Below are 19,729 nucleotides of genomic sequence, written 5' to 3' on the forward strand. Positions count from 1 at the left end.
TGTGTCCCCCGGCGTCGATGACGTCCTTCATCACCCGCGTGCGTCGCCGCACCCGAGCGGGAGCTTGTCGCGCTCGTCGGCGTCGGCTCCGTTTGTCGCTCGGCCGAAGCGAGTGCGGCGCTCACGGATCTCGTCATGATGGGCCGAAGCCCAGTCGATCGGGGAACCGACGATGTCGAGGAGGCTGATCCCGAGGGGCGTGAGGGCGGGTTCGGTCCGGGCTTCCGGTGCATCCGTACGGACCGCTGAACGCCGCCTCGGGCGTGTGCTGATCGTGGTGAGCGGCGCATGTGCGTCGACCGTCTCGTTGGCCGCCGAAGCGTTCTGCGCGGTCAATGCAGGATCTCGACGTACCCGTCAGTTCCGTGCACACGGATCCGCTGCCCGTCCCGGATCAGCCGGGTGGCCCGCTCCACGCCCACGACGGCCGGCAAGCCGTACTCCCGGGCGATGACCGCGCCATGGGTCATCAGGCCGCCCACCTCGGTCACCAGGCCCGTGATCCCGACGAACAGGGGTGACCAGCTGGGATCCGTGAAGGTCGTGACCAGGATGTCGCCCGCTTCGAGGTCGGCCTCGGCCAGGTCGAGGATGACGCGGGCCCTTCCCTCGATGGTCCCGGCGGAGACCGGTAGGCCGATCAGGGCGCCGGCCGGCACGTCGTCGCGCCGGTACGCCCCGGTGACGGCCTCACCCTCCGATGTGAGGACCCGGGGCGGTGTGAGCGCCTGGTACGACCGGAACGCGTCCTTGCGCTGCTGGATGAGCTGGTGATCCACCTGGTGCGAGCGCACGACGTCGTGGAGTTCCTGGAACGTGAGGTAGAAGACGTCCTCCTTCTCAGGGAGCACGTCGGACCGCACGAGGCGCTCGGCCTCCGCCAGCAAGGCCCGCTTGTAGACGAAGTAGCGGCTGACGATGCCGTACTTCGGGTATTCCCGGTACCCGATGAAGGTTCTGACCCGGTCGATCATCCGCTTGGCCTCGTCGGCCTTCCGGTCCCCGTCCGGCAGGGCCCGCAAGCGTGACAGCACGTCCTGTTCCTTCTTCTGCGCCTTCTGCCGCCCTTGCTCGAAGCGCCGCTCGGCGGCTCCCGGCTCGAAGTTCCTGACGTTGTCGAGGATCACCGGCACCAGCGTGGTGGGGCGCTCGCGCCAGCGTGGCCTCGTGATGTCGATCTCGCCGACGCAGCGCATTCCGTACCGGTCGAGGTAGGACTCGATCGCGTCGCGTGCTTCGGTCCCGCCCGGGAGTTTCGCCAGCTCGTCCAGGAAGTTCTCGTCTTCGACGCCCTGCAGGAACGCCACCACCTCCCGATGCGGGCGGATCACGTCCGCGACGTCGAGCAGCGCCAGTCCCATCTCCGAGGTGATGTTGTCGGGGGCGGACAGCGTGAGCGTGTCAGCCGCGTTCTTCTCCCCCAGCCACTCCTGCAGCTTGTCGTTGAGCCACCAGGTGGCCTCCATCCCCGCCATGATCACCTGCATGCTCAGCGGATCACCGAGGGCTCGCTTGTGCTCCTCGAAGGCCTCCAGCAGGAAGTCGAACAGCGCCGGTCCGGTCTTCGTCCGGATGTCGCGCTCCAGGGCGGCGATGGACGCCTCGCTGCGCTCGATCAGTTCGGTGACGATGGCCGGATCGGTCTCGATCGGGGCGGACTGGCTGCCGACCGGTGGCCCGCCGGGACCCGCGTCCGGGAGCGAGGGGACGAAATCATCGCGGTCGAGGACGGTCTCCAGCGCGTCCCTGACCAGCGGATCGCCCCTTCCGATGACGTCCAGGAGGGCGGCGCGGCTCGCGGGCGAGGCCAGGCGCCGGGTGGCGTCGACGAACAGCCTCCCGCCGGCCTCGTGCATCGGTGCCATGGCGGTCAGTTGCCACATGGAGAGTCCCAGGGGCCTCATGGGATCGGTCATCATCTGCTGATGACCGACGGAGATGTAGACGTGGTTCTCCTGGTCATCGGTCTCCGGGATGGGGAACAGCGTCGTGATCGGCCGGCTCTGAACGATCTGGAAGTCATCATCGACCAGGCACCATTCGATGTCCTGCGGGCGGCCGAGGTGCGCTTCGATCCGCCGCCCGAGCTGCACGAGCCGCAGGACCTGCGCATCCGTCAGCGCGGGCTCCCGCTGCCGCTGCGCGTCGATCACCACTTCCTGCGTACCGCCGCCCGGGAGCGCGTGAACGGCCCGCTGTTTGGCGGCGATCGCCTTGGCGACCACTTCACCGTCCCGCACCGTGAAGACGTCCGGGTTCACCAGGCCGGAGACCAGGGCTTCGCCGAGGCCGAAGCCTGCGTCCACGGTGGCGACCTTCCGGTTGCCCGTGACGGGGTCGGCCGTGAACAGGATGCCGGCCGCGTGCGGGAAGACCATCTGCTGCACGACCACGGCCATGTGGACCGTACGGTGGTCGATGCCGTTCCGCTGACGGTAGGTCACGGCCCGCTCGGTGAACAGCGAGGCCCAGCACCGGCTGACGTGCTGGAGGATAGCGGTCGGCCCCACCACGTTCAGGTACGTGTCCTGCTGGCCGGCGAAGGAGGCCGTCGGCAGGTCCTCTGCCGTCGCGCTGGACCGGACGGCGTAGGGGGCTCGCTCACCGAGCCGGGTGAGCTCGCGGGTGATCGCCGCCGCGAGATCGCCCGGGACGGCAATCCCTTCGATGGCCCGGCGGATCTGCGCGCTGAGCGCGCGGATCTCCTCCCGGTCATCGGGGTTCAAGCGCGACAGTCGGTCGAGCCGGTCGTCGATCGCGGGTGCTTCCGCCATGATCCGCCGGAAGGCGTCCGTCGTCACACAGAAGCCACCCGGCACGCGGATGCCTTCGATCCGCGACAGCTCGCCCAGGTGTGCGCCCTTGCCGCCGACGACCGCGACCTGAACCTCGTCGATCTCCTGAAGGTCCACCACGTACTGCTCAGTCATTGCGCTCCCTCTGTGGCCCCCGTGATCGGGCGCACGTCGTGCGCCCCCCGCTTTCCGCAGGTTGTGGCCCCGGCGGAGGATTCTGCGCGACGACCCGGGTCTTGCCGCAAGCCCCCCAGTGCGCTATACGTTGAGAGTGGCAAGGAGAGCACTCTCCTTGCCTTTGTCTTTTTGCCGTCCGCCGACTGGTGCAGAGCACGGCACCACCGTCGTCACAGGACGTCGTAGGTCAGGTGCGTCGCTGTCGATGTCGAGGTCACGCTCCGCTGCACCAGCGTGCGCGGCGCTCCGCCGGTGAACAGTGGCGTCCCGGCGCCCAGCACGACGGGCGCGAGGTGCAGCGACAGCACATCGACCAGACCGGCGTCGAGTGCCGAGCCGATCGTGGCGCCACCGCCCATGAGGACGACGTCGAGCTCCTTGCCGCTGTCCGACGACGCGGCCTGGGCCCGCTCGCGCGCGGCGGTGACCGCGTCGGGCAGACCGGTGGTGACGAACGTCCAGTCGAGGCCGGTGAGCCGCACCGACTCCGGCGGCGTGCTCGTCACGACGACGAACGCGGGCTTGCCGACCTCGCCGGCGCCGTAGCCGATGTCGTCGTCCCAGCCGTTCGGCCCGTCCACCACGTCGAAGAGCCGGCGGCCCAGGACGACGGCGCCCGAGCGTGCGGTCCCCTCGCGCAGGACCCGGCGATCGTCGGGATCGTCGGAGAACGCCCAGGTGTGCAGGGCCTCGCCGCCGGTGCCCAGACCGCTGTCCGGGCCGGGGTCGGGCCCGGTGACGAAGCCGTCGAGAGAGACCGAGATGTCAGCGATGATTCGAGTCATACCAGTGCGGACCCGATCCGCCGCCCGAACTCATCGCTTGCGCATGAGGCGCTGCCGGATGCGGTCCACGAACGCGTACGGGTAATTCACTTGCCCTGGCCAGGGATGAACGCTGCACTGTGGCCGGACACCACGAGCCGTGGTGCCGGTATTTCGAGGAGGCAGCGGCAGCCATGGAGATCCGTCCCACGACTGATGAGGATCTCGACGTCTTCGTCGACACAGTGCATGCCGCGTTCGGGCTCTTCCCGGAAACCCCGACCGAGGGCGGAGGGCTCTGGTGGTCGGCGCTCGAGATGGACCGCTGCCTGCTCGCCCTGACGGCGGACGGGCGGTCCGTCGGCACCGCCGCCGCGCACTCCTTCGAGCTCACCCTGCCCGGTCAGACCCTCGTCCCGGCCGCCGGGGTGACCGCCGTCGGCGTCCTGCCCTCGCACCGGCGCCAGGGCGTGCTCAGTGCGATGATGCGGCATCAGCTCTCCGAGCTGCGGGCCCGAGGAGAGTTCCTCTCCGTCCTGCTGGCCTCTGAGGCCCCGATCTACGGCAGGTTCGGCTACGGACCGGCGACCTACACGGCGCGGCTGACGGTGCCGCGTCGCCAGGCCGCCCTCGCCGTTCCCCGAGCGCGCGGAACGGCCCAGGCACCAGCGGCCGGCTCCGACAACGGCTCGGTCGAAGTACTGCGGAGCGCCGAGTGCCGCGAGATTCTGGAAGAGGTCTACGACCGGTATCGCCGCGCCCAGCCCGGCGCGCTGTCCCGGCCGCACCGCTGGTGGGCCTTGCGCGCGGGGCAGCCCCCGATCTCGCCGGCGCCGCGTTACGTTGCCGTCCACCGGGGCGCCGACGGCGTCCCGGACGGGTACGCCAGCTACTCGATCGAGTCCGGCACCCTGACGGTCGACGAGACCATCGCCGCCGACGACGCCGTTTTCACGGCCCTGGCCCGGTTCGTCCTCGGCCATGACCTGGTCACCAAGGTCGTGTTGAAGCACGTCCCGCCCGATCACCCGCTGCGCTGGCAGTTGGCGGACTTCCGCGCCGGCGAGGTGAGCGGCGACATGGACTGGCTCTGGGTGCGGCTGCTGGACGTCCCACGTGCTCTGACTGCGCGGGGCTGGTTCATGGACGGCGAGCTCGTCCTCGATGTCGAGGACTCCTTCCTCGGCGAACACGGCCGCTACCTGCTGGCCGTCCGGGACGGAAAGGCCGACTGCGTCCCGACGGACCGGGAGCCCGACCTGTCCCTGGACGCGAGCGACCTGGGCTCCATCTACCTCGGCGGCACCGCCCCGAGCACACTCGTACGTGCCGGACACGTCCAGGCCCACCGCCCGGGCGCGGCCACTCTCGCTGACGCCCTCTTCCGCGCCGACCGCTCCCCGCACTGCCTGCACTGGTTCTGACCGCGCTCGCAGACCCGAGCCCGGGGTTTCGGCTCGGGCAGGATCTGCGTCTGAACCCGGTCTGGATGCCGGTCCAGGAACCTACACTCGCGGCATGATCCTTCCGTCTCTCGCCGCCGATCTCGCGCCCACCGGTGTCCTGCGCGCCTCCATCAACCTCGGCAATCCCGTCCTTGCCCAAGGCACGCCGCAAGCACCCAGCGGCATCACCGTCGATCTCGCGCGGGAGATCGCGGCCCGGCTCGGTGTGCCCGTGGAGTTCCTCTGCTTCGACGCCGCGCGCGCCTCGTTCGAGGCGATGGCCGGTGGGCGGGCCGACGTCTGCTTCCTCGCGATCGAGCCCGCCCGCGAGACGGAGGTCGCCTTCACCGCCCCGTACGTTCTCATCGAGGGCGTGTACGCCGTGCCCCAGGACTCCGACCTGAACACGCCCGAGGACGTCGACGCGCCGGGCATCCGCATCGGCGTGAAAGCCGGATCGGCCTACGACCTGTACCTCACCCGAACCCTGCGCCACGCCACCCTGGTTCGCGGCAACGACGGTATCGGCGCCTTCACCGAGCAACACCTGGAGGCGGGCGCGGGCATCCGGCAGCCGATGACCGCCTACGCCGCAGCGCACCCCGAAGTGCGGCTGATCGAGAAGGAGTTCATGGAGATCCGCCAAGCCGTCGGCACAACCACCACCCGGCGGCCCGAGACCATACGGTTCCTGCGGGAGCTGGTCGAGGAGCTCAAGGCGGACGGCTTCGTCGCGGCGTCACTGCGCCGCGCGGGCCAGTCCGAAACCCTCGCGGCACCGACCCGGCCGGAACATCATTCAGCCGGATGAGCACCCCCATGCAGGACCTCCGGGGGCGGCGGCGGCTCGGGCGCCAGGGCATCGGCCCGGCGCCCGCGTTCGTCCGCGAGAACGTCAGTGCGAGTTCGAGTGCGGACGACCGTCCCGGACCCATGTCACCACGACCAGAGCCGCGGTGACATACATCAGGGCGCTGAAAGCGGCCACGGACTCCACGTACTGCGCGTAACCGTCCGCGCGCAACTGCAAGACCAGACGACCGATCAGGACCGACCCTGCAAGCGTCGCGACGCCCGAGGCCGGGTGCCGGTCAGTCCATGATCACCTCGGTACGCGCCGCCGGGGCCCGCCCCACGAGGCCGCCGCCGAAGTTCTCCTCGACCTCTGTCTTCTCCGCCGCGTTCGGATACGGGTTCGTGCACGCGGTGCCCGCGCTGGAGCCGGACATCAGGCTCGAGCACGGTCCGGGCTTGCGGTCGGGCAGGCCCAGGATGTGCCCGAGTTCGTGGGCGGAGATTCGGATGGTGTCGTAGCCCTGGTCGACGGCCTGGCGCCCGATGTAGACGGTTCCGTTGCCCAGGGTGGTGGGCAGCGCGCGCGGCCAGCCGTTGTCCGCGAGGACCCGTATGTTCGCGCGTTGCCCGGCTGCGGCCGGCCGCAGCTCGACGGCGTCGACGCTCTCGTTCCAGATCGCCGCGCCCCGGTCGACCGCGCTCCTGAACTCCGCGGAGCCACCGGCGTCGTAGATGAGGACACGAGGGGCCAGGGTCGCATCCTTCGCGCCGGGGGGAGCGGCCACGGCCTGGCCACCGGTCAGGGACAAGGACACCACCAGGGCGGCGGCCAGGCCGCCGGCCAGCGTACGGACGTACATGATCGACCTCCTTGTGGGGGAAGGGCAGTCGTGCTCATGACATTCTCTGGCTCACTGCCCGGCGGGAGTGGAGGTGAATCCGTCAACCCGAGGTGTTCCCGGCTCGATGCGCCGCACCTGGCGTCGACCGCGGTGCCCAAGAGCAGCCGGTCCGCAGGTAGCCCCTAGGGGTTACCCCGCCTCATCCCGGAGTTGCCTGCGTGTGTCTCGTGGTCGGTCACGTGCGTCGTTATGGTCGATGACGACTAGTCGATATCGACTATCCACCTTGATCGGAGGACCCGCCCATGTCGGCCAACTCCCCGGCTCCCATACCGACCAGCGCCCGCAATCTCCTGTGCGTCCACGCCGCGTTCGCCCTGCTCATGACGCAGGTGCCGCCGCTCTTTCCGCCCGTCCTGCCTGAGTGGCGCACTCCCCTCTGGTACGCCATCGCCCTCGTCACCGGCATCCTCACCGTGCTGGTCACCGTGCGCCCCCGTACCCCGCGGGCCGTCCTGCTCGGGATCGGCTGGCTGCAGGTGCTGCTGGCGCTCGTCAACGGCTTCCTTGTCGGCGACATCGCCGCGCTCCTCCTCGCCTCCTGGCTCGCCGTCTCCGCACTCTCCCTGCTCGCCGGGCAGTTGCCCAAGAGGCCGCGCAAGGCGCTCGTCGCCGCGCACGTCGTGAGCTCGGCCGCCTGGGTGGGGATCGGCGTCGTCTTCGTCGCGCTCTCCGTCGTCGCCCTCACCACGACGGATCTCCACACGGCGCACGTCACGTACGAGCTCATGGAGGAGTTCGACCAGACTCTGCTGCCGTGGGCCAACGTCGCCACCACACTCACCGGCATCGCGCTCGGCCTCACCACCAAGTGGGGCCTGATCAGGTACCGCTGGGTGGCCGTCAAGCTGGGGATCTCCGTCGGCATCCTCGTCATGGCGTTCGGCTTCCTGCACGACGCCGTGGTGACCGCCGTCGAGCAGTCGGAGCGGCTCCTGCGTACCGGCGGCACCGTCGCGCAGGTCGGCGCGAACGCGGACGTCGTGCTGTGGGGCTTCGCCACCGCTCTCTTCAGCTTGATCGCCGCGCTGCTGCTCTCCCTCTACAAGCCCGGCGGCAAGACGCGACGCGGCCGCCGGCAGGCCGCTCGCCCCACGCGGCGAGCGACCGCGGTCCGGGCGTAGGCTGAGGGCGGTTCGAGGAGGCAACGCATGGGCAGGCACGTCAGTAACCCGCTGGCCCTCGCCGTGCTCGCATACCTCGTGGAACGTCCCATGCACCCCTACGAGCTGGGCAAGGTCCTCAAGCAGCGCAAGGTGCAGGAGAGCATCAAGTACCGGCACGCCTCGCTCTACATGGTCGTCGACCAGCTCAGCCGCGACGGGTACATCGAGGCGCATCAGACGGCGCGCGAGGGGCAGCGCCCCGAGCGCACCGTCTACCGCCTCACTGATGCGGGCGCCACGGAACTCCGCGACCGCATGCGGGAGTTGGTGGCCGTCCCCGCCAAGGAGTACCCCCGCTTCGAGGCGGCGCTCGCCCTCATCGCGGTGCTGCCGCCGGACGAGGTCACCGACCTGCTCGACCAACGCCGAGGGGCCCTGGAGGAACAGGTCGCGGAGCTGCGAGGCCGTCTCGCGAAGTCGGACATCGACCCGCTGTGGCTCATCGAGCACGAGTACCGCCTCGGCCAGACCGAGGCGGAGCTGCGGTTCCTTCGGCGTTTCCGGCACCTGGTCACAGAGGGTGGTCCCGAGTTCGGTGCGTTCTGGCGAAGGTTGCACGCCGACCGATCAGAGTGACGGGCGGCCGGGTTCCCGATCGGCGATCTCGTAGCGGAGGAAGCCGCGGTTCTCCCGCCCGGGCGAGCTGGGCCGGATCAGCTGCTGCGGGTGAAGAGCTTGTCCTGGGTGGATCCGGTGGAGCACAGCTTCTTTTCCTCGGGCGTCATCTTGCGGGACTTGACCACGACCGCGCTGTGCTTGCCGTCCGTGCCGTTCGGGGCCGGGCCGGTGACCACGTCGGGGACGAACCAGTAGTAGTGGCCCCACTTGGGGTCGTCGTAGTGGGTCTGCCACGTGCCGGATATCTGCTGCATCACCTGGGCGCGGGAAATCCAGCCGACCTCTCCGGGCCGCACGTTCACGGTGAAGGAGCTCGTCTCGGTGTGCGAGCTCTGCCACGTGTAGTTGTACGTCGCGGTCACGCTGGCCGTGATGATGCCTTCGATGCCTCCGCCCACGGTGACCGAGCCGCCCACCGAGTGGGAGGAGCCCACGGTGTCGGCCCAGGACATCGACTGGGAGGCGGCCGAGTCCGTGCAGTTGTAGAGGAGTTCGGAGACCTGGCGGGGCTCGCCGAGGTAAGCCCGGCCGATGTGCGGGGTGTTGAAGGTGCACTTGCCTTCCCCGGACGCGCAGTCGGCCATGATCTGCTGCGCGGTGGGCTGTTCCTCGGCCGCTGCGGGGACGGCCGTCGCGATCACTCCGAGCGCGGTCGCCGTCAACACCAGCGTGCGGCTGCCGTACCGCCGGGTGCGGTTCTTCGTCATTGTTGGTGCCTCTCGTCCTTGCATGGGGGGACGGCGACCGCACCCTCCTGTTACGAGGGTGTTCAGTCACCGCCTGGTGCCCATGAGGCTCACGTAAACCGCAGCCCATCTACACCAAGGAAAAGCAAAGTTGTAATTGATTTCACAAATGATGAGCAGTCATAGACAGGGTCAGCAAGGCAGTTGAAGGACGCAGTGGACCTCGTCTCGCCGGTGCAGGTGAAGGCGCGAACCGGTTGGTCGGCGGCAGTCCCCGTCGAGGGCGTTGCGTGCCCGCCAGGTGTGCTGTCCGCCGGCGGCGAGAACGGCGACCAGGGCCCGCCACAGGACGGCGTTCCCAGAAGCGGAGCCCGTTCCCGACGAGTTCTCCCAGACCGTCGATCACACCGGCGCGCACCTCGTCGTCGGGGTCGTCCAGCAGGGGCAGCAGCAGCCAGACGGCGTCCCATCCGCCGCCGGCCCCGACGGCCGTGGCCGCGGCGGCCCGGGGGCGGGGGTGGACGGTGCGGTCGGCCATGACCGTGCGCAGGTGGGCGGCGGCCGTGGCCGGGGCCGCTTCCGCCAAGGCGCGTGCGGCCGATGCCCCGGCTTCGGGGTCGCGCAGCCACCGCACCGCCGGTCCGGTCACCCGCTCGTCGCCCAGGGTTCCGAGGCGGCGCAGCAGGTATGCGGCCACCTCCGTCCCGTGAGCAGCGAGTCGAGGAGCTGCTCGGTGCAGCGGTCCGGCAGCAGGTCCAGGGCCCGCACGCGGGCGGTGCCCGGTCCCTGGCGGGCGGTGCTGATCACCTCCGCCCGCACAGCTGTGTCGTCCCTGAGCCGGTTCACGGGGCTCCGGGCGCGCCCCCACACGGTGGAGTCCGGGTCACCGAGCAGCGCGGCCAGGGCCGTGACGTCCCCGGGTACGCCCAGCGCGGCCAGGCCGTCCAGGGCGTTGATCCGCAGGTGGCGGTCCGGGTCGGACAGCGGCCGTGCGGAGGCCTCTGTGACAGCGGGGCCTTCGAGTCCCAGCCGCCTGGCGGCGACCGAGGCTCTGCGCCGTACGCGCGGGTCCGCGTCCTCCATCAGCGGGAGCAGCACCTCGGAGCCCGCCGCGGGGTTCCCGAGCCGGCCCAGGGCCAGGGCGGCGGCCGCGCGCACCCGGGGCGCGGGGTCGCCGGCCGCCTCGGTGAGGACGCGGACGTACCCGGCCCCGCCCGTCCTGCCCAGCCCCTTCACCGCCGCCGCGCGCCGCTCCAGTCCGGTGCCGCCGACTCGCGCAGGAAGAAAGCGATCTGACGGTCCGGTCCCATGGCCATCTCCGGGAGGGAGACCTTCGAGCCGGGGGAAGGTTGCCCGGTGACGGCGGGCGGATCCGGTGCGGGTCCTGCTGCCGCTCGGTGGTGTCAACTGCCGGACGGTGTGGGGGTGTCCGGGCCGGGGTCCGGAACGATCACCTCGTGGGACGGGCTGCCGCTCGTGGGCTGCGCGGTTGCCGCCTTCCGGCGGAACTCCATGGTCAGGCGGTCCGGTTTGACCGTGACCACGGCCTGGGGCCGGGGCGCCGGGGAGGTGAGTTCGAAGGACTGCCAGGTCCTCAGGACGGTCGCGAGGATGATCTGGAGTTCGGCCCAGGCGAAGTTCTCCCCGATGCACTTGCGGCGGCCGTCGCCGAAGGCGAGGAACGAGCCGCGCGTGGCCGACACGTTCTCGGGTGTCCAGCGGTCCGGGTCGAAGGCGTCGGGGCCGGCGAACACGTCGGGGTCGTGCTGGTGGAGGTAGGGGCTCCAGACCACGTCGGCGCCCTGGGGCACGAGGTGCCCGCCCAGGTCCATGTCGCGCGTGGCGGTCCGGGTCACCAGCCAGGCCGGCCCGTACTTGCGGATGGCTTCCTGCAACACCTGGCGGGCGTACGGGAGGTGTTCGAGGTCGCCGTAGCGCAGGGGGCGGTCACCACAGACGGTGGCGAGTTCCTCGCGCAGCCGCCGTTCGATCCGCGGATGACGGGAGATCTCGTACAGCGTCCAGGCCAGCGTGGTCCCGGTGGTCTCGATCGCTCCGGTCAGCAGGGTGATGGCCTCGTCCTGGAGCTGCTGGCGGGTCAGCGGGTCCTCGGCGGTCAGCAGAGTGTCGAAGAGGCCGGTCTGCTGCTCGCGGGCCGCCGCGTGCGGGCACCCTGCGGTGTCCGGGACCGTTTGGGCGCCGGAGTAGGTGCCGGTCCCCCGGCTCGCGCGGTGGTCGATGGCCTGGTCGATGAGGGCGCGCAGACGGGCCACGCGCTGCGCGTGCGCCCGGTTGGCGGGCAGCGGCAGCCTGGTGACCCAGGGCGGGAGGATGGTCTGCCGGATCGTTCCCTTCATGATCTCCGGCATCAGCGCGGTGAACTCGCCCTCCAGGTGCTCGGGCAGGTCCGCGCCGAACAGGGCGACGAGGAAGGCCGCGAGCGTGACTTCGTTCATGTCCTCGTACACATCGCGGGGCCGCGCCTCGGGCCATGCGCCGACCATGGCCGTCACCTGCTCGATCATGGCGTCGCCGCGGCCGGCGATGTGCGCCTTGTTGAACATGGGCTGCATCAGACGCCGGTTGCGCAGGTGGGCGTCGCCGTCCGCGATCGTGGCGAGCCCGTCGCCGAAGAAGACCCGCAGGGCGTCGATTATCTTGCCGCCCTTGGCGTAGTGCGCGGCGTCGGTCACCAGGACCTTGCGGGTCAGGGCGGGATCGGTGACGACGTAGGCCGGGGTGGGGCCTATCCGTATGCGCACCACGGGTCCGTGCGCGCGCAGGGAGCTGATGAACGGCAGGGGGCTGCGGGCGAGTTGAAGGCCGTGGCCGACGAGAGGGAGGGCTCCGGGGGCGGTGCGGGTGGGGGACGTCGCGGGAGCGTTCATGGCCGGTTTCACTCCTTGTGGGGGCGACAAACGATCGATGCATGCCCACCGCGCTATCGCGGAATTCCCTCTCTCGGTGATCAGTGCGTCACATCCGGTTCGCCCGGCACCGGGTGGGTAGGTGCTCCCCCTCTCAAGACCGGAGGTGGAGATGGACATCGGTATAGGCCTTCCCAACACGGTTCCCGGAACCGAGGGTTCGGTTCTCGTGGAGTGGGCCCGGCGGGCCGAGGAGGCGGGGTTCAGCACGCTCGGGACGATCGGACGGCTGGTCTACCCGGGGTACGAGGAGCTGGTCGCGCTGAGTGCGGCAGCGGCGGTCACCAGCCGGATCCGGCTGACGACGAGCGTGCTGCTGGGGCCGCTGTACACGAACAGCGCGCTGCTGGCGAAGCAGGCGGCCTCGGTCGACCGGCTCTCCGGTGGGCGGTTCGTGCTCGGTGTGGGTCTGGGCGGGCGTGACGACGACTTCGCGGCGAGCGGTCTGCCGACCGAGGGCAGGGGGCGCCGGCTTGAGGAACAGCTGGCGGAGATGAAACGCGTCTGGTCGGGCGAGGAGCGGGGGGTCGCCGGTGCGATCGGGCCGGAACCCGTGCGTGAGGGTGGTCCCGAGCTCGTCCTGGGCGGGTCGACCCAGGCGAGCTTCCGGCGGGTGGCCCGGCTGGCCGACGGCTGGATCATGGGCGGTGGCACGCCGGAGATGTTCGCCGAGGCGTCGGCCGGTGTCGATGCGGCGTGGAAGGAGGCGGGGCGTAGCGGCGCGCCGCGCAAGCTGGCGCTGGCGTACTTCGCGCTCGGCCCGGACGCCCGGGCCCATGCGGACGACTACCTCCAGCACTACTACGGCTTCCTCGGCGACGCCGCCGCCCAGATCGCGGCGAGTGCCGCGGTGAGTGCGGAGATGGTGACGTCGTACGCCGACTCGTTCGCCGCGGCCGGCTGTGACGAACTCATCTTCGTACCCGCGGCGTCGGGGCTGGAGCAGGTGGGACTGCTCGCCGAGGCGACCGGCTGAACCGCCGGCGCACCCTCACCCACCCCTGGGTGGCCGGTTCCGCCTGCGCGGCGACGCCCGGGAGCCGGGCCTCCCCACCGTCCGGAGGAGGACCCGGCTCCCGGCTGCCCCAGGCTCAGGACGACTGGGCGCTCTGGTACAGGTTCTGCGCGTCCGCGCCGAAGTACGGGCCGTACATGGCGTTGGGCAGGAAGTTGTACTTGAAGCTGTTCACCGAGGACTGCAAGCCGGTCCCGGTGGCCTCGTCGAACTGGGTGAACCACGGGCCGCCGCTGGAGCCGCCGGTCATGTCGCAGGTCAGACCGTGGTCGCTGGACAGCAGGAAGTCCCGGTAGGTCGTGCCGCTGCAGTAGATGAACTTCTCGCCGTCGTAGGGAGCGGCGGCCGGGAAGCCGAAGGCGTACATGGCCTTGTTGTAGCCGGTGTTGAAGGCCAGGCCCTGGCCGCCGACGACGTCGGTCAGCTTCTTTCCGTCCAGAGGGGCGACCACGGCCGCGCCGATGTCGTAGTTGATGTCCTCACTGGCCGTCCACTGCGGTGTGGAGAGGGTCTTGGCCGCCGTCCATTTCCCGTACGGGGTCTGCCCGTCGTGGTAGCCGGGCGCGAACACCCAGTTGGTGTGCCAGGCCCCCTCCAGCTTCACGCAGTGGCCCGCGGTGATCACGGTGCTCTTGTTCGCGCTGGTGACGGCGTTGCCGGAGCAGGAGGCGGTGCGTCCCTGGTAGGTGAAGAACACCCGCCCCGCGGTCTTGGTCACCGCGCCGCCCCCTGTCCAGGGGCCGCCGCCGTTGGGTATCGCCAGGGGACCGGGGTCGGCGGCGGGCGTGCTGGGTGCCACGACGGTCGCCTTGCCCTTGCGGGGTGCCGAGGCCTGCACGTCGGAACGGTCGACGGACAGGACGTCGAGCGGGGTGGCCTCGCGCATCCGCTGCGGGGTCCAGAACGCGAGGGCGCGTTCCCGCGCCGAGGGCGCCACCGCTCCCGGGTCGGGCGCGGCGCTCGCCGGTGTGGCGGCGACGCCGGTCGCCAGCAGTGCGGCGACGCCGGCGAGTGCGCCGAGGGCGGTGCGACGAACACGGGTGCCGCTGCCGGAGGGGCGAAGGCTACGGAGTGTGCCTGTCACGCGGTCTCCTTCTGCTGTGGGGGCCGGGCGGTGGGGGCTCAGCCACCCGGTCAGGCAGGGGTGTCACTGCGAACCAGAGGGCAGCGTGCCACCGGGAGAACGATTTGGACAGGTGCATGCCATCGAGATGACCGAAAACGCCACACATTCCCCGCGTCGGGGACACGGGCGCATCGGGATGCGGGCATGTCGAGGCCCCGGTCGGCGTCGGACCCGGGCACAAAAGAACCCGGCCTCCACCGGGTCTGTGGTGGAGGCCGGGTCCGGGTGAGCGGGGCCCCGGGTGTCAGAGGGGGGTGGGGCCGGTGCCGCCGCCGGGCTGGATACGGCCGCGCCAGGCGCCGGACTCGGCTCCGCGCTCCTCGATGTACTGCTTGAAGCGCTTCATGTCGCCCTTGACCCGCCGGTCGATCGTTCCGAGCATGTCCCCGGCCTTCTCCACGGCTCCGCTGGGCTCGACGTCCAGCACGAGCTCCACGCGGGTGTGGGTGTCGTCGACGCGCTCGAAGCGGACCGAGCCCTTCTGGTTGGTGTCTCCGCTGGTCGTGCGCCATGTGACGCGCTCGTCGGGCAGCTGGTCGACGATCTCGGTGTCGAACTCGCGCCGTACTCCGCCGATCTTGGTGGTCCAGTGGTTGTGACGGTCGTCGAGCTGCCTTACCTCCTCGACGCCCTCCATGAAGTTCGGAAACTCCTCGAACTGGGTCCACTGGTTGTACGCGGTGTGGACGGGAACGTCGACTTCCACGGTTTCCTTGACGGTGCTCATCTGTATGCCTCCGTTTTCCTGATCGACTGCTGGAGGCCCATCGGCCCACACACAGGTCCGGGCCCGTGGCGGACGAGTACCCGGGATCTTCCGGTTGCCACACGGTCGCGTGCCGTCGGGGAAAGGAAGTCACGGCGTGGGAGGGTCAGACGGCGGGGGCGGTCGCCCTGGCCGTCTCCGAGCGGAAGCCGTGGCCGACTTCTGGGGCCAGGCCGTGGTAGTGGCGGAAGTTGTAGATGAGGGGGCTCCAGACGGCCGGGTCGATGTGGTGGGTGCCGGGTACGACGACGCGGTCGGCGGCGTGGACGCGCAACACCTCGCACTCGACGCTGAAGAAGAGACCCGCTCCGCCGGGCGTCAGCGCGGCAGCCCGGGCCTCCAGTTGGAGGGCGCACTCGGCGACGCGCGGCGGCTTCACGAGGTCGGCGGCGACCGGGGTGAGCCCGGCCGCCGCGAACTTGTCCGGCTCGTAGCGGTAGAGCGCCCGCTTGGCCTCCGGTACCGGGTCGGCGCCGGTGAGCGGGGCGAGTCGTTCCACGTGCTCCCACAGCTCGGGCGAAGCGATGTTGATCACGAGTTCCGGGCGCTGGGCGAGGTTGCGCACGGTCCGGCTCTCGCTGCCGATGCCCAGGACGATGTGCTGCCCCAGGGCCCAGGCTGAGGAGATCGGGGCGAGATTGCCGGTGCCGTCGTCGTTCTCGGTGGTCAGCAGCACGACGGGCGTGCCGAAGTAGAGGACGCTCGGCCGGATCACTCGGTGGGTGTGGGTCGTCATGGCCCAGGACGCTACGGGCGGGACGTTTCGATGCGCGTCGAAGTGTCGGCCGGGGACAATCGGTCGGTGACCAGCCTCGACGTCCATGCCGAAGAACCCGATCTCGCCTCGCTGGGCGCGCTCCTGGCCGATCGCACGCGCGCCGCGATCTGCCTCGCCCTGCTCGACGGCCGTGCCTGGACGGCCTCCGAGGTGGCCCGCCTCGCCGGTGTCGCGCCGTCCACGGCCACGAGCCATCTGAACCGGCTGGTGGCCGGTGGTCTGCTGGCCCAGGAGCGCCGGGGCCGGCACCGCCATGTGCGTCTGGCGGACCCCGGCGTCGCGGAGATGATCGAGGCGCTGGCGGCCAGGGCGCCCCGCCGGCTGGTCCCGGTCCGCTCGCTCACCGCTGCCCGCCGGCACCGTGCCGTCGGCTTCGCCCGTGTCTGCTACGACCATCTCGGCGGCTCCCTCGCCGTGGCGATGACCGATGCCATGACCGCTCGGGGGCTGTTGTCCTGGGAGTCCGGCCCGGCACTCACCGCGTCCGGCGCGGTATGGCTGTCGGGTCTCGGGATCGCGGACGCGGGAGCGGCGGCCCGTCCGCATGTGCGTACCTGCCTGGACTGGACGGAGCAGCGCCCGCACCTGGCGGGCGCGGTGGCCGCCGCCGTGTTCCACCGCGCGCTGGAGGCGTCCTGGCTCGTGCCCGGCGACGGGTCCCGGGTCGTGCGACTGACGGAGCGGGGGCGCGACGCCTTCCGACGGCACCTGGGCCTGGCGGACGAGGTGCTCACGACCGGCTGAGCACCTCCCCCGCCCCGAGAGGCCCGGCCGGGCTCAGAACCGGTGCTGCTGCTGCGGCTGCCCGTGCGTCTGGGCGCCGTCGCCGCTCGCGCTCTGGGCCTGCAACTGCTCGGCCTGTTCCTTGGTCACCTTCTGTTCCGCTCCGCAGAAGGTGCACTGCGTGAGGTACTTCGTAGAGATCGGGAACAGCGGCACGAAGAACAGCGTGAACTTCGTGACGCGCTTCCTGAGCGTGTGCGCGGCGGGGTTGCCGCACTGGCCGCAGACCAGCGTCAGTATCGCCAGCTGGTACAGGTACCCCTTGGTGCCGAAGATGATCACGTGACGGTCCTTCCCGGGTCGGATCTTCCTCCAGTGTCCCGTGCTCAGGCAGAAAGTGCCGTCAGTACCACTGTCTTGGCCTCCTCCTGGACCTGGCGGAGGTGGTCCGGGCCGCGGAAGGACTCGGCGTAGATCTTGTACACGTCCTCGGTGCCCGAGGGGCGGGCCGCGAACCAGGCGTTGTCGGTGGCCACCTTGATACCGCCGATGGGTGCGCCGTTGCCGGGGGCCTCGGTGAGCACCGCCGTGACCGCGTCCCCGGCCAGGGTGTCCGCGCTGACCTGGGCCGGGGAGAGCCTGGCGAGCAGGGCCTTCTCCTCGCGGGACGCCGGGGCGTCGATCCGCGCGTACGCCGGTTCGCCGAAGCGGGCGGTCAGTGCGGCGTAGTGCTCCGAGGGGGTCTTCCCGGTCACCGCCGTGATCTCGGAGGCGAGCAGCGCCAGGATGATGCCGTCCTTGTCCGTGGTCCACACCGAGCCGTCCCGGCGCAGGAAGGACGCCCCGGCCGACTCCTCCCCGCCGAAGCCGATGGTGCCGCCGACCAGTCCGTCGACGAACCACTTGAACCCGACGGGCACCTCGGCCAGTTCGCGGCCCAGGTCGGCGGCGACCCGGTCGATCATGGCGGAGGACACCAGGGTCTTGCCGACACCGGCGGCGGCAGGCCAGCGGTCGCGGTGGGCGTACAGATAGGAGATCGCGACGGCGAGGTAGTGGTTGGGGTTCATCAGGCCCGCGTCGGGGGTGACGATGCCGTGCCGGTCGGCGTCGGCGTCGTTGCCGGTGGCGACGTCGAAGCGGTCGCGCTGCTCGATGAGCGAGGCCATCGCGTACGGCGACGAGCAGTCCATGCGGATCTTGCCGTCCCAGTCCAGCGTCATGAACCGCCAGGTGGGATCGGTGTACGGGTTGACCACGGTGAGGTCGAGACCGTGCTGTTCGGCGATCCGGCCCCAGTAGGCGACGGACGCCCCACCCAGCGGGTCCGCCCCGATGCGCACACCGGCCGCGCGGATGGCGTCCAGGTCGAGCACGCCGGGCAGGTCGGTGACGTAGGTGCCCAGGAAGTCGTAGCGGCCGGTGGTGGGCGCGGCGAGGGCCCGGGCGTGGGGGATGCGCCGTACGTCCTTCAGACCGCCGCGGATGATCTCGTTCGCCCGGTCCTGGATCCAGGAGGTCGCGTCGGAGGCGGCGGGGCCGCCGCTGGGCGGGTTGTACTTGAACCCTCCGTCTCCGGGCGGGTTGTGGGACGGGGTGACGACGACGCCGTCCGCGAGGCCGGTGGTGCGGCCCCGGTTGTGGGTGAGGATGGCGTGTGAGACGGCCGGGGTCGGCGTGTAGCCGTCCGCCTCGTCGATCAGCACCGTCACCTCGTTGGCGGCGAACACCTCCAGCGCGGTGACCCGCGCGGGCTCCGACAGGGCGTGGGTGTCGGCGCCCAGGAACAGCGGGCCGTCGGTGCCCTGGGCCGTGCGGTACTCGCAGATGGCCTGGCTGGTCGCGGCGATGTGGTCGTCGTTGAACGCGCCGGCCAGTGAGGTACCGCGGTGTCCGGAGGTCCCGAACGTGACGCGCTGCCCCGGGTCGTCCGGGTCGGGGTGGAGCGCGTAGTACGCGGTGACCAGCCGAGCGACATCGACGAGATCTTCGGGACCGGCCGGACTGCCCGCTCGCTCGTGCTGCATGGGCCCGCTCCTCCACATGGGTGTGATCCTTCGCTTGCGCTCTCATCCTTCCTCGTCACAGCCGTGACGCGCGAGAGGGGCACCGCTGTGAGTGCCGGATGTGCGCCATGCCACGCGGCGAACCGCAGGACCGGGTCAGGCACCACGTGGAGGCGGCGCCGCGTACCCCCGGGACACCCGGTGATGCACCGCGCCGCCGTCCGGCCTGGTGGGCGTCCTGCCGGCGCCCTCGCCTCGGGTCAGATCCGCCCGCCGGTGAACCGGGTGAGCGGGCCGTGCGTGTGGCGTTCGGCGCGGCGCCCCACCGCGTACGACGCGGCGCTCAGGACGGTCAGGCCGGCCCCGACGCCCGCGGCGACGGCCTTGCGGTGAGCGATCGCCGTCCAGGCCGTCTTCGCCGAGGCGGCGACGTGACCCGAGGCCGCGACGACCGCCTGGCGACCCGCCTCGACACTCCTGGCCGCGGTCTGCACGGCCGCCGTCGTCGTCTCGGCGGAGCGCTCGGCGCCGGCCTTGACGGCTGACGCCGCGTCATCGGCCTTGGTGGCCGCGCGCTTCGCGGCCCGGGTCGTCGGCGCGGTCGCCTTGTCCGCCGTGCGACGGGTCTTGGACTCCGTCGCCCGTATGGTGGTCGGCTTCTGATTCGTGCGCTTGTTCTCTTCGGTCATGGACTCCGACTTGCCTCTGACTCCCGCGGCAAACACGTTCGGTCGCGCACCGTCCGGGCGGGCGAAGGGCTGAGCACCTCGTCGGAGGGGTAAGCGAGCTACAGGCAAGACGACGTCGGAACACGAGGGAAGTGCACCATGGCCGGCATCCTGAATCGCATCAAGCAGTTCGCCCGGAGCCCGCAGGGGCGGCGGGCCGTCGAGCAGGCACGGCGGGCCGCCGCCGATCCCCGCAACCGGGCCAAGGCCCAGCGGCTGCTGGGCAAGCTCCGCGGCCACCGCTGACCGGGGCAGCGCGGCCACCCACGCGACTCGGTACCCGGCCGGGTCCAGGCACCGTGCCGGCATCAA

The 19,729-nt window shown here is 70.9% G+C and carries 22 protein-coding genes; 7 read left to right on the top strand and 15 right to left on the bottom strand.

The window, feature by feature from the left end; genetic code table 11:
* Positions 1-30 precede the first annotated feature (30 nt).
* From SCNRRL3882_RS41285 to SCNRRL3882_RS01210, 3 genes are all read right to left on the bottom strand, one after another.
* A complete protein-coding gene (locus tag SCNRRL3882_RS41285) occupies positions 31-336 on the bottom strand; it encodes a DNA-binding protein (RefSeq protein ID WP_010033701.1) in 306 nt (101 codons plus the stop codon).
* Entirely contained in the window at positions 333-2,930 is a 2,598-nt protein-coding gene (rph, locus tag SCNRRL3882_RS01205; RefSeq protein WP_010033699.1) for a rifamycin-inactivating phosphotransferase, read from the bottom strand. Before rph ends, SCNRRL3882_RS41285 begins: the two co-directional genes overlap by 4 nt.
* A gap of 212 nt (positions 2,931-3,142) precedes the next feature.
* Positions 3,143-3,757, bottom strand: a complete 615-nt coding sequence (locus tag SCNRRL3882_RS01210) for a dihydrofolate reductase family protein (protein ID WP_010033691.1) — start codon at positions 3,755-3,757, stop codon at positions 3,143-3,145.
* 173 nt (positions 3,758-3,930) lie between these two features.
* Between SCNRRL3882_RS01210 and SCNRRL3882_RS01215 the strand changes: the two genes are divergently transcribed.
* Both SCNRRL3882_RS01215 and SCNRRL3882_RS01220 read left to right on the top strand, forming a co-directional pair.
* Complete coding sequence (locus SCNRRL3882_RS01215) at positions 3,931-5,160, top strand: GNAT family N-acetyltransferase (protein WP_010033689.1); 1,230 nt, start codon at positions 3,931-3,933, stop codon at positions 5,158-5,160.
* A gap of 94 nt (positions 5,161-5,254) precedes the next feature.
* Positions 5,255-5,992 (top strand): transporter substrate-binding domain-containing protein, encoded by a 738-nt coding sequence (locus SCNRRL3882_RS01220; RefSeq protein ID WP_010033687.1) that lies wholly within the window; start codon positions 5,255-5,257, stop codon positions 5,990-5,992.
* Between the two features lie 84 nt (positions 5,993-6,076).
* Here SCNRRL3882_RS01220 and SCNRRL3882_RS42180 read toward each other — a convergent pair whose 3' ends face one another.
* Together SCNRRL3882_RS42180 and SCNRRL3882_RS01230 are read right to left on the bottom strand one after the other, a co-directional pair.
* Entirely contained in the window at positions 6,077-6,211 is a 135-nt protein-coding gene (locus SCNRRL3882_RS42180) for an SCO3870 family protein (protein ID WP_331852803.1), read from the bottom strand.
* 61 nt (positions 6,212-6,272) lie between these two features.
* Positions 6,273-6,836 carry a snapalysin family zinc-dependent metalloprotease gene (locus tag SCNRRL3882_RS01230; protein ID WP_010033681.1) on the bottom strand — a complete coding sequence of 188 codons (564 nt, stop codon included), beginning with the start codon at positions 6,834-6,836 and terminating at the stop codon, positions 6,273-6,275.
* 287 nt (positions 6,837-7,123) lie between these two features.
* Here SCNRRL3882_RS01230 and SCNRRL3882_RS01235 point away from each other — a divergent pair, with 287 nt between their 5' ends.
* The gene (locus SCNRRL3882_RS01235) at positions 7,124-8,002 is read left to right on the top strand and encodes a hypothetical protein (RefSeq protein WP_010033678.1); all 879 of its coding nucleotides are present in this window, start codon (positions 7,124-7,126) and stop codon (positions 8,000-8,002) included.
* Between the two features lie 27 nt (positions 8,003-8,029).
* A complete protein-coding gene (locus SCNRRL3882_RS01240; protein WP_010033677.1) occupies positions 8,030-8,620 on the top strand; it encodes a PadR family transcriptional regulator in 591 nt (196 codons plus the stop codon).
* Between the two features lie 77 nt (positions 8,621-8,697).
* Here the strand turns inward: SCNRRL3882_RS01240 and SCNRRL3882_RS01245 are convergent, their stop codons facing one another.
* From SCNRRL3882_RS01245 to SCNRRL3882_RS01260, 4 genes are all read right to left on the bottom strand, one after another.
* On the bottom strand, positions 8,698-9,369 hold the full coding sequence (locus SCNRRL3882_RS01245; RefSeq protein WP_010033675.1) for a hypothetical protein: 672 nt from the start codon (positions 9,367-9,369) through the stop codon (positions 8,698-8,700).
* 142 nt (positions 9,370-9,511) lie between these two features.
* A complete protein-coding gene (locus SCNRRL3882_RS40660; protein ID WP_010033672.1) occupies positions 9,512-10,045 on the bottom strand; it encodes a hypothetical protein in 534 nt (177 codons plus the stop codon).
* Positions 9,994-10,584: a HEAT repeat domain-containing protein gene (locus tag SCNRRL3882_RS40665; RefSeq protein WP_010033670.1), complete on the bottom strand. Its 591-nt coding sequence runs from the start codon at positions 10,582-10,584 to the stop codon at positions 9,994-9,996. The genes SCNRRL3882_RS40660 and SCNRRL3882_RS40665 overlap by 52 nt, the downstream gene beginning before the upstream one ends.
* Positions 10,585-10,751: 167 nt before the next feature.
* The gene (locus tag SCNRRL3882_RS01260; RefSeq protein WP_010033667.1) at positions 10,752-12,236 is read right to left on the bottom strand and encodes a cytochrome P450; all 1,485 of its coding nucleotides are present in this window, start codon (positions 12,234-12,236) and stop codon (positions 10,752-10,754) included.
* A gap of 151 nt (positions 12,237-12,387) precedes the next feature.
* Between SCNRRL3882_RS01260 and SCNRRL3882_RS01265 the strand changes: the two genes are divergently transcribed.
* Positions 12,388-13,251 carry an LLM class flavin-dependent oxidoreductase gene (locus tag SCNRRL3882_RS01265; RefSeq protein ID WP_010033664.1) on the top strand — a complete coding sequence of 288 codons (864 nt, stop codon included), beginning with the start codon at positions 12,388-12,390 and terminating at the stop codon, positions 13,249-13,251.
* Positions 13,252-13,366: 115 nt separating this feature from the next.
* On the opposite strand, the gene SCNRRL3882_RS01270 is transcribed toward SCNRRL3882_RS01265, so the two are convergent.
* The 3 genes from SCNRRL3882_RS01270 to SCNRRL3882_RS01280 all read right to left on the bottom strand — a co-directional run bounded on the left by SCNRRL3882_RS01270 (position 13,367) and on the right by SCNRRL3882_RS01280 (position 15,918).
* Positions 13,367-14,374 (bottom strand): trypsin-like serine peptidase, encoded by a 1,008-nt coding sequence (locus tag SCNRRL3882_RS01270; RefSeq protein ID WP_010033661.1) that lies wholly within the window; start codon positions 14,372-14,374, stop codon positions 13,367-13,369.
* 286 nt (positions 14,375-14,660) lie between these two features.
* Positions 14,661-15,143, bottom strand: a complete 483-nt coding sequence (locus SCNRRL3882_RS01275) for an SRPBCC family protein (RefSeq protein ID WP_010033658.1) — start codon at positions 15,141-15,143, stop codon at positions 14,661-14,663.
* A 145-nt stretch (positions 15,144-15,288) separates the two neighbouring features.
* Positions 15,289-15,918 (bottom strand): flavin reductase family protein, encoded by a 630-nt coding sequence (locus SCNRRL3882_RS01280; RefSeq protein WP_029180744.1) that lies wholly within the window; start codon positions 15,916-15,918, stop codon positions 15,289-15,291.
* A gap of 66 nt (positions 15,919-15,984) precedes the next feature.
* On the opposite strand from SCNRRL3882_RS01280, the gene SCNRRL3882_RS01285 reads away from it, so the two are divergent.
* Positions 15,985-16,704, top strand: coding sequence for an ArsR/SmtB family transcription factor (locus tag SCNRRL3882_RS01285; RefSeq protein ID WP_029180743.1), 720 nt, complete (start codon positions 15,985-15,987; stop codon positions 16,702-16,704).
* Positions 16,705-16,737: 33 nt separating this feature from the next.
* Here the strand turns inward: SCNRRL3882_RS01285 and SCNRRL3882_RS01290 are convergent, their stop codons facing one another.
* From SCNRRL3882_RS01290 to SCNRRL3882_RS01300, 3 genes are all read right to left on the bottom strand, one after another.
* A complete protein-coding gene (locus SCNRRL3882_RS01290; RefSeq protein ID WP_010033654.1) occupies positions 16,738-17,025 on the bottom strand; it encodes a zinc-ribbon domain-containing protein in 288 nt (95 codons plus the stop codon).
* 44 nt (positions 17,026-17,069) lie between these two features.
* The gene (gene pgm, locus SCNRRL3882_RS01295; RefSeq protein WP_010033642.1) at positions 17,070-18,710 is read right to left on the bottom strand and encodes a phosphoglucomutase (alpha-D-glucose-1,6-bisphosphate-dependent); all 1,641 of its coding nucleotides are present in this window, start codon (positions 18,708-18,710) and stop codon (positions 17,070-17,072) included.
* A gap of 239 nt (positions 18,711-18,949) precedes the next feature.
* Positions 18,950-19,378 carry a hypothetical protein gene (locus SCNRRL3882_RS01300; RefSeq protein ID WP_010033637.1) on the bottom strand — a complete coding sequence of 143 codons (429 nt, stop codon included), beginning with the start codon at positions 19,376-19,378 and terminating at the stop codon, positions 18,950-18,952.
* Positions 19,379-19,516: 138 nt separating this feature from the next.
* On the opposite strand from SCNRRL3882_RS01300, the gene SCNRRL3882_RS41025 reads away from it, so the two are divergent.
* Positions 19,517-19,663, top strand: a complete 147-nt coding sequence (locus SCNRRL3882_RS41025; RefSeq protein WP_010033636.1) for a hypothetical protein — start codon at positions 19,517-19,519, stop codon at positions 19,661-19,663.
* Positions 19,664-19,729: the final 66 nt, after the last annotated feature.

Source organism: Streptomyces chartreusis NRRL 3882, from assembly GCF_900236475.1.
GTDB classification, from domain to species: Bacteria; Actinomycetota; Actinomycetes; order Streptomycetales; family Streptomycetaceae; genus Streptomyces; species Streptomyces chartreusis_D.

Bases quoted from the DNA above. Each gene is read 5' to 3' on its own strand.
- SCNRRL3882_RS01275 (WP_010033658.1), bottom strand. From the start codon at position 15,143: ATGAGCACCGTCAAGGAAACCGTGGAAGTCGACGTTCCCGTCCACACC.
- rph (WP_010033699.1), bottom strand. From the start codon at position 2,930: ATGACTGAGCAGTACGTGGTGGACCTTCAGGAGATCGACGAGGTTCAG.
- SCNRRL3882_RS01230 (WP_010033681.1), bottom strand. From the start codon at position 6,836: ATGTACGTCCGTACGCTGGCCGGCGGCCTGGCCGCCGCCCTGGTGGTG.
- SCNRRL3882_RS01210 (WP_010033691.1), bottom strand. From the start codon at position 3,757: ATGACTCGAATCATCGCTGACATCTCGGTCTCTCTCGACGGCTTCGTC.
- pgm (WP_010033642.1), bottom strand. From the start codon at position 18,710: ATGCAGCACGAGCGAGCGGGCAGTCCGGCCGGTCCCGAAGATCTCGTC.
- SCNRRL3882_RS01265 (WP_010033664.1), top strand. From the start codon at position 12,388: ATGGACATCGGTATAGGCCTTCCCAACACGGTTCCCGGAACCGAGGGT.
- SCNRRL3882_RS01215 (WP_010033689.1), top strand. From the start codon at position 3,931: ATGGAGATCCGTCCCACGACTGATGAGGATCTCGACGTCTTCGTCGAC.
- SCNRRL3882_RS01240 (WP_010033677.1), top strand. From the start codon at position 8,030: ATGGGCAGGCACGTCAGTAACCCGCTGGCCCTCGCCGTGCTCGCATAC.
- SCNRRL3882_RS01220 (WP_010033687.1), top strand. From the start codon at position 5,255: ATGATCCTTCCGTCTCTCGCCGCCGATCTCGCGCCCACCGGTGTCCTG.
- SCNRRL3882_RS41025 (WP_010033636.1), top strand. From the start codon at position 19,517: ATGGCCGGCATCCTGAATCGCATCAAGCAGTTCGCCCGGAGCCCGCAG.
- SCNRRL3882_RS01260 (WP_010033667.1), bottom strand. From the start codon at position 12,236: ATGAACGCTCCCGCGACGTCCCCCACCCGCACCGCCCCCGGAGCCCTC.
- SCNRRL3882_RS01280 (WP_029180744.1), bottom strand. From the start codon at position 15,918: ATGACGACCCACACCCACCGAGTGATCCGGCCGAGCGTCCTCTACTTC.
- SCNRRL3882_RS01300 (WP_010033637.1), bottom strand. From the start codon at position 19,378: ATGACCGAAGAGAACAAGCGCACGAATCAGAAGCCGACCACCATACGG.
- SCNRRL3882_RS01245 (WP_010033675.1), bottom strand. From the start codon at position 9,369: ATGACGAAGAACCGCACCCGGCGGTACGGCAGCCGCACGCTGGTGTTG.
- SCNRRL3882_RS01235 (WP_010033678.1), top strand. From the start codon at position 7,124: ATGTCGGCCAACTCCCCGGCTCCCATACCGACCAGCGCCCGCAATCTC.